Genomic DNA, 7,276 nt, shown 5'->3' on the forward strand with positions numbered 1-7,276 from the left:
CCTGTTCTATGATTCTAGGCGTTCCATTATATACTTAGTTCATTTTTATATTTTGTTACCAGAACCGCCACCACGGCTTTTTCTTCTCTTTCGCTGCAGCAACCTCATCCCGGAATTCCTGCATCATTCTCTTCGTTTCCTGCATCTCACGTAGTGTCTTCATAAGTGTCTCATCTCGCGCTTCTAATCGTTTTTCCACGCGTTCATTATGCGCTTCTACGCTCGCTTTGATTTCCTCGTTGCTTTGCTTCGCCTGCTCGCTTAATCGCTTCTCCATTGCTAACATACTCTGATTCATTTCTTGCGCCATAACGCTGTACTGTTCCTGTAGTTGCTGTTTAATATGGAATGGCACTAAGTCCGTTTCCTCAGACTCTTCTTGAATCAGATCCGGATTAACTTTCTCTATTTGCTGTGCAATCATCTTCGCTGCCTTTTCTAGCGTCATACCGTCATGCTTACTCAGTTCAATTAATTTTTCAATCACCATAATGTCATTGTCTGTGTACTGGCGTCTGCCGCGATTATCTTTCTTTACTGCGAATCCCTCACGTGACAATACTTCCATGTACTTTCTAAGGGTGCTATCACTTATTCCTAGTCGTTTATATACTTCACTAGCAGAATAAACAATTTCGTCCGTCATAACGTCACAACACCTCCTAGTGAGAGTATTCCATGGTGGTTAAGAAATTCCTGCAAACAAAAAAGCCATGTATACACATGACTTTCGTAGCATAATCACTTCTATATTCAATAGAAATTAAAGTGAATTATGTTTCTTTACTTTTAAAGGAATAGATATCACATATAAATCTATAGCATAAGTAATAATCAAAATCCCTTTTCCTTCATCAGCAAATTTTGCTTGCAGAAACTTTTCTGAAACCTTCCTTTTTCCCCATCTCTTTGGAAACCATCCAAATCCTAAGAACATAAAATTAGTCTGCCCTTTCACTAAAATTCCGATAACTTATTTCTTAATTCTAACTCTTCAACTGTTTCAAACCCCTTAAAAAATAAGCTTGCTATCTGATTATGATTAAAAAATACATTGTATTCTTTAGATAAATTACCATGTGGATAAGGACAAGATACATAATCCCACATTTTGTCTTCATTTGCTTGTTGTTGCTTTCTACCATAAACCATAAGAGGTTGATTAATACCCTCAACAAGAACTACAGAACCAATTGGTAATAAATCTTCTCCAATTAATAAATTTGGTACATATGTATTTTCCATAATTAAAAACCCCTTCTAATAAATTATAAAATTAATACTTCTTTGAAGAATAAGATTTCTTAAAAAAAAATGAAACAATCTTATAAAATATGAAAATAAATAATGGCATTACTACACAAAATACCACTGATAAAATCATTTTTTCTTTCAATGTAGCATCTGCTCCAAACCATATAGCCAATAGACTAGCAGGAACAGCAATAGCACAAAAAATCGTTAAAATCTTCCTAAATACATCTAAAGAAAGCATCTTATCCCCCCTATAAAAAACAAACTATTTAGTCTTTTTCAACTCCAAATTTTACACCTAATCCTATTCCAAAACCAACATCAAGCTCGTTCATTAATCCCAGTTTGGCTTCCCCGCCTATACTACCATAAGCTGCCTCTCCACCAACCACTATCTTCCAATCATCAATAAAAGGAATAGGAATTTTAACTTCAGCTTCCCCTTTAATTAAATCTGCTTTAGCTCCAATGCCAACATGACCATCTTTAGCCTCAACACCAGCTTCAGCATTCCCAACTTTCACATGGACTTTTCCATCTTCATGATCTACTCCAAAATCATTAAAAGTTACTCCAGCTTTAGCTTCTCCACCTATTCCTCCGCCAAATTGCGCCTTAACCTCACCTCTAAGAAGTTGTTCATGTATAGTAAAATCTCCAACCTTAAATCCAGCATCTATAACTGCCCCTTTAGCCTCTCCACCTATCTTATCATATCCATTTACATCATCAAAAAAAGTCTTTGCATTCTTAGGGAGTGTTATATCTGTATTATAATTTAAAACTTGAGCAAAAGGACTATTATCTTTTATTGAATCGCCAATCACTGCGCCTGCATCTTTAAATATATAATGATTATCTGCCTGTTCAAATTTTTCTGCTATGCGTTCCAATTCACTTTCAATATGGTTCAAACATTGAACATAATCTTCATAAGACTTATTAAATCGAGGCAAATCATTATAAAAAGTTAAACTAGAAGCTCCTATCCATCTCATTTGAAGATTAAACACTTCTGAAAGAATTCTATTATGACGATCGGTTGCTTCAGCACTAGCATATTTAAAAGTTTTTGCTCTATTTCTTAATTCCTCTGGAGTAACTTTAATATCTCCCACTTATACCCCCCCCTTATTTCTATTGTTTCTAATATAATATTAGAGTTACACATTCATATAATTACTGTTTTTTCCAAAAAAATCAAGTAAAAATTATATTATTTAGAATATTGAATCACTCTATGTCTCATGACGGTTAAGAAATTTCTGCAAAGAAAAAGCCCTACATTTGTAGGACTAAATAGCTTTCGCAATCTCAACAAGTAATCTCATAAACAATGGAATCATTTGCACCACTATATAACCAATTCCTGCACGACTTATTAGCGAGAATCCCCGTTCCTGGCTACCAACCATAATGAACAGCCCACCGCATAACGCTACAACGGATGCAATTCCCACTAATAAAACTCTCCTTATTATGCTTTTACAGCAAGGCTCTCCATAAAATTGCTAATTGAAGAAGCTTGAAAGATTCGTAAATTAGAAGAATTAATATCGTACTGTTTATCAGTAATAATGAGGATTGATGGGAAGTATTTAGATCCTTTCGGCTGCCATGACTCGTTATGCCATTCCTGACTGTGGAAGTATAATTCATACCTGTTGATTTTATCTTGCATAACCTTCTTGCTGTAAACTGACTTCTGCACTTCAATAAAGAATGGAGATCTGCGCCATATTGTAAATGCATCAGGTTCCATATAATCTTTCCCGTACTTTGGTTCCACTTTAAATAGTTTCGGCCTTTCATAATGGATAAGCTGTATATATATATCCACAATACCGAGGAAGTGGGGAATCTTTTGGCTAGTTTTTCGAAGTGTGCTAGGTTGAGGGAAATATATAAATGGCTGCTGTGAGATATTGGCATCCACATGACCGTCTCTCCTTAATCGTTTCATCACCGTGTTACAGCAAGTAACCGCGTTTTTCACTCCATGAAAATGCAAATCTATAATGTCATTGCGTGACATACATCTAAACCGTTTCAAATCGCTCAGTATCGCTTTATCTCTATTCTTCATAATCTAACACCCCGAATAATTGGTTCTTTTCTTGTGGAGGATTCTGAAGCTTTGTATCCTCTTTGGGAATCCGATAAGGTTCAACGATTTGTTTCGCTTTGCTTAATTCTAAATAAGGAGCTTGCACTTTCTTTAATCCATTTAATTTCAATATCATTTGGCCCGATTGCTCCAAGTGTTCTGAACCAGGTGTACCCATGATATTACTGTTAATCGTACTATCGCATTTAAAGCCCATTCTAACGGTCATATTCAGCTTTAACTTACCATCTAATACTTTTGCGTCAGGACGTTGCATAGAAAGCATAAGGAAGACTCCAAGTGCCCTGCCAACTGCCGATATCTTTTCAATTGTAGACATACATTCCTTTTCGTCTTGCAACATGGCCACTTCATCACTTGCTAATAAAATGTATGGTTTCTGATTATCAGGATTCAATTTGTTATATTCATCAATATGATCCACTTCATACTCTTCCATCAATTTTCTACGTTCGCGTATTTCCTTCCACACTTTCTGCAACATAATCTTCATTTCGATTTCTTCCATGCAAACCTCTTTTACGTGTTTTACTCTCCTCAAGAAATGAAATTCAGAGTTTTTTAAGTCACCCAGGTACAAATGTAATTTATCAGGAGACATGCTTTGAATCAGTGTGGACAGAACAACGCGTACCATACTACTTTTACCACTTCCTGTTTCTCCTGCAATGAGTAAATGCGGTGCATTCGCTTCAACCATGTCATATACAATCATGTTTCCAAATTGGTCACGACCTACCACAACAGGTAGACGATGCTGTTTTAGTAACGGCTGCCATTTCTTATAACTGTAATTGTATGGTTTTAGCCCTGCATCAGAATGAAACACATTAAGTACAAACTTTTTGATATCCCCTTCAATTGCTACATTCCGTCCTAGTATTTGTTGAAAGCAAAACCATTTCTTTTCAATTGTCTTCGGATCTAGACCGTTCGGAATGGTAAATATATATCTAACGCTCTCTTTTGTGGCGGAAATGTTGTGTATCTTTGGATAAATTGGCACTTTCCCACCCCGTGTTTGATGGTCCACAAATAACCCTGCTTTTCCGAATACTTCTATAAGTTGGTTCTTTAAATTTTGTTTATGAATCCATTCTTTGATGATCCCCATTTCACATCCTCCTAGAACATGATTAAGATTTTGATAAATACATAACCGATGAAACAAACTCCGCCTATCCTCATTCCGTGATACATTCCCTCACTTAAAAGTTTAGCTGCCGCAACGTGTTCATTCTTTACAAGATGTTTCTCTAATATTGCTCCACCAATTGTTGTTGCTCCTAAAACTCCTAAAGAAATAAATGTAGTTAACATATAAAACTCCCCTTTATAAACAGAATTTAGAATCCTTATGACACGTAGGTTTATCGCCCTCATACCTTGATAGTGTTACTTTGATAGCTAACTTGATAGCTACTTTGATAGTACAAATACTAGTTACCTTGATAGTAATTAAGCTATTTACTTTGGTAGCCACTTTGATAATAAGTTTGATAACTACTTTGGTAGCGACCTTGATAAAGCATATGGGGTACAGCTTGGACAATATGTAAAAAACTTTTTCGGTCTACGCGAATATTTTTTTACGTTTTCGACGAGAATGTTGAAAATAAGTTCGGGAGGGATAAACGTGTTTTGGAAGTTCGGAGGAAAGAAACGTACAAAATTAGGTGATTTTTTGGATCGGAACGGATTTAATCAACATGATTTAGAAAAGACCGCTAAGTTAAGCCGACCTACTGTTTCGAAAGCGTGTAATGATAAAGAGTACATACCTAGTCCAACTGTTATGAAAAAAATATTGAGAGCCATTCGTCATGTAAAACCAAATGCAAAAGCTGATGATTTTTGGGATATGTAAAACAATAGTGTAATTTTACAAAAGGAGCTGTTTATATGGGTATGGAGCGAAAGTCCGTTGAATATTTCATAGAAGTAATGAATGAACGCATTCAATTCTTAACGGATAGCATTAATGATTTCGAAAAGGAAATAAAATCTGCTGATGGATATGCAAAAGGTCATTTTAAAGGATATAATGCAGCTCGCCGAAGCGAAATTGAATTTATCCAACGACGAATAGAATTTTTAAATAAGGAATTAGAGGAAAAAAACAACGCAGAAAAAGCAGTTTAAAAAGAACGTACGTTCGTGTATACTGAACTTAAATTACACGAATCGGGGGATCATCATGGAAAGTCAGAGTTGGGGAACACCTAAATTACGCGGGAGGGGCATGGTGAAGTGGCGGCCATTTGCCAGTATGCCAGAACAATACGAAGTAATACGAGAAATAATTAGCGATTTGAATAAAGTGCCGAAACCAATTGTTACTGAAGATATGAAAGAGCAGCTGCAAATCGGTCTTGTGCAATCGCTACAAAACAAAGAAGAAATACATATCTCATACTATCGTGACGGAATGGTGCAAGACATGTACATAAATGTATTACATATCGAACCAATGCTAAAAACTTTGTATTGTACAGATGCTTTCGGTTTAAATACAGAGTTTAAATTTGATGAACTAGTGAGTATAAACTGACTGAATACGGTCAGTTTTTTCGCGTGAATAGATTATAATTGGTTTAGTATATATAAGTTACGGGGATGCACTAAAGGGGGAGTAGTTTTGGATAAAAAGCAAGGGGATAAAGACGATGATCTTAGTATGTTTTTGGGAGCGGGTTGTTTTATTGTAATACTTTTAGTAATCGGATTAGGGATATTTGGATTCATAGGTGCTCTTATAGAAGGAAGCGACAATGAGGAATACAACAACAATCCTTACACTGAGGACTTTGATGGAGATGGGATTGGTGGAGATAAGGATGACCATGACTATTATCATAAAAATGTAAAATAAGCCGCCCGATAGGACGGCTCTTGTTTTTATTTTTCGAATTTCAAATATCCACCTGAAACCCATTGGTCGCCACCAACATTATACCAACCATCTTTACATCCCCACGCTTGATATTTTTCACCTTGGTACACATTTTTCACAATTTCATAATTAGTTCCTGGACCAGTGCGGACGCGTAACACATCAGCTGTAATAGTCACGACACCAACGCCATCATTTGAAGGTTTCGAAGGTTCTGGCGCATTCCCTCCAGTGTAATTGATATATGATGGATCGTTATAAACCCATTGCTCACCGCCGAGGTTTAACCAGCCATTCGATTCCCCAAACACTTGATATGGTTCGCCTTTACCTAATTGGCGAATAACTCCGTATCCAGTACCAGGTCCTTTACGAAGGTTAACATTATTACCTTCGATATATGCAATACCTGCCCCACTAGATGAAGGTGGAGTAGGCGTTGGGGCTACGTTATTACTATCATCGTTATATGCATTTTGGACTCTTTCGATAAAGCTATTCCAACGTCCTTCTGCTAACATACGATGCGGACAGTACTTTCCACTCCATGATTGGTGTGTGCGAACTTTACTAATTGGAATATTGTACTGTTTCATGAGTTGAGCTACAACGATAGCGGCATTGTCTTCCGCTTTATAGTATCTATCTCCACCGCTTAAAGAGTAGCAAATTTCAACTCCAATAGATTTCCGATTACCATTCCCGTTACCGTCGCCAGCATGCCAAGCGTTACGCTCTAAAGGGATTCCTTGTACTGCTTCTCTATCATCTACTGCAATATGAAATGATACTTGGTTATCATTGCGAATCATATAAGATACTTCATTTTCTGCTGTAGCATCGTTGTAAGTATTGTGGACTGTGATAAATTCTGGATTCATTGTATACGGACACTTTGTACCATATTTACTTGGATCAACTAATTTTTTTCTGATTTCCATTATTGAACATCTCCCTTTTTCTCTTCTTGTTTTTGTTTACCACCTAAAATTTCAACTGCA

At 36.4% G+C, this 7,276-nt stretch carries 14 protein-coding genes; 4 read left to right on the forward strand and 10 right to left on the reverse strand.

Annotation, left to right across the window (positions count from 1 at the left end):
* Positions 1–55: 55 nt before the first annotated feature.
* The 9 genes from AC1Q8M_RS26815 to AC1Q8M_RS26855 all read right to left on the reverse strand — a co-directional run bounded on the left by AC1Q8M_RS26815 (position 56) and on the right by AC1Q8M_RS26855 (position 4,702).
* A complete protein-coding gene (locus AC1Q8M_RS26815) occupies positions 56–646 on the reverse strand; it encodes a DUF3967 domain-containing protein (RefSeq protein ID WP_098361002.1) in 591 nt (196 codons plus the stop codon).
* 117 nt (positions 647–763) lie between these two features.
* The gene (locus AC1Q8M_RS26820) at positions 764–937 is read right to left on the reverse strand and encodes a hypothetical protein (protein WP_000478359.1); all 174 of its coding nucleotides are present in this window, start codon (positions 935–937) and stop codon (positions 764–766) included.
* 20 nt (positions 938–957) lie between these two features.
* A complete protein-coding gene (locus tag AC1Q8M_RS26825) occupies positions 958–1,245 on the reverse strand; it encodes a DUF4176 domain-containing protein (protein ID WP_000432383.1) in 288 nt (95 codons plus the stop codon).
* 31 nt (positions 1,246–1,276) lie between these two features.
* Positions 1,277–1,495, reverse strand: a complete 219-nt coding sequence (locus AC1Q8M_RS26830; RefSeq protein ID WP_000949622.1) for a hypothetical protein — start codon at positions 1,493–1,495, stop codon at positions 1,277–1,279.
* A 28-nt stretch (positions 1,496–1,523) separates the two neighbouring features.
* Entirely contained in the window at positions 1,524–2,372 is an 849-nt protein-coding gene (locus tag AC1Q8M_RS26835) for a WXG100 family type VII secretion target (protein ID WP_000502305.1), read from the reverse strand.
* Between the two features lie 177 nt (positions 2,373–2,549).
* Positions 2,550–2,714 (reverse strand): hypothetical protein, encoded by a 165-nt coding sequence (locus AC1Q8M_RS26840; protein ID WP_000510445.1) that lies wholly within the window; start codon positions 2,712–2,714, stop codon positions 2,550–2,552.
* A gap of 17 nt (positions 2,715–2,731) precedes the next feature.
* On the reverse strand, positions 2,732–3,340 hold the full coding sequence (locus AC1Q8M_RS26845; protein ID WP_098453494.1) for a replication-relaxation family protein: 609 nt from the start codon (positions 3,338–3,340) through the stop codon (positions 2,732–2,734).
* Positions 3,330–4,496 carry an FtsK/SpoIIIE domain-containing protein gene (locus AC1Q8M_RS26850; RefSeq protein ID WP_000511369.1) on the reverse strand — a complete coding sequence of 389 codons (1,167 nt, stop codon included), beginning with the start codon at positions 4,494–4,496 and terminating at the stop codon, positions 3,330–3,332. Before AC1Q8M_RS26850 ends, AC1Q8M_RS26845 begins: the two co-directional genes overlap by 11 nt.
* An 11-nt stretch (positions 4,497–4,507) precedes the next feature.
* The gene (locus AC1Q8M_RS26855; RefSeq protein WP_000958234.1) at positions 4,508–4,702 is read right to left on the reverse strand and encodes a hypothetical protein; all 195 of its coding nucleotides are present in this window, start codon (positions 4,700–4,702) and stop codon (positions 4,508–4,510) included.
* A 316-nt stretch (positions 4,703–5,018) separates the two neighbouring features.
* Here AC1Q8M_RS26855 and AC1Q8M_RS26860 point away from each other — a divergent pair, with 316 nt between their 5' ends.
* From AC1Q8M_RS26860 to AC1Q8M_RS26875, 4 genes are all read left to right on the forward strand, one after another.
* Entirely contained in the window at positions 5,019–5,249 is a 231-nt protein-coding gene (locus AC1Q8M_RS26860) for a helix-turn-helix domain-containing protein (protein WP_000498614.1), read from the forward strand.
* A 35-nt stretch (positions 5,250–5,284) separates the two neighbouring features.
* Positions 5,285–5,524 carry a hypothetical protein gene (locus tag AC1Q8M_RS26865; protein ID WP_492334232.1) on the forward strand — a complete coding sequence of 80 codons (240 nt, stop codon included), beginning with the start codon at positions 5,285–5,287 and terminating at the stop codon, positions 5,522–5,524.
* Positions 5,525–5,579: 55 nt separating this feature from the next.
* Complete coding sequence (locus tag AC1Q8M_RS26870; RefSeq protein WP_000445797.1) at positions 5,580–5,933, forward strand: YolD-like family protein; 354 nt, start codon at positions 5,580–5,582, stop codon at positions 5,931–5,933.
* Positions 5,934–6,020: 87 nt separating this feature from the next.
* Positions 6,021–6,254, forward strand: a complete 234-nt coding sequence (locus AC1Q8M_RS26875; protein WP_000358760.1) for a hypothetical protein — start codon at positions 6,021–6,023, stop codon at positions 6,252–6,254.
* A gap of 26 nt (positions 6,255–6,280) precedes the next feature.
* Here AC1Q8M_RS26875 and AC1Q8M_RS26880 read toward each other — a convergent pair whose 3' ends face one another.
* Entirely contained in the window at positions 6,281–7,216 is a 936-nt protein-coding gene (locus AC1Q8M_RS26880; protein ID WP_098361000.1) for an N-acetylmuramoyl-L-alanine amidase, read from the reverse strand.
* Positions 7,217–7,276 lie beyond the last annotated feature (60 nt).

This window comes from Bacillus sp. GW823-FHT06A10 (genome assembly GCF_058795375.1).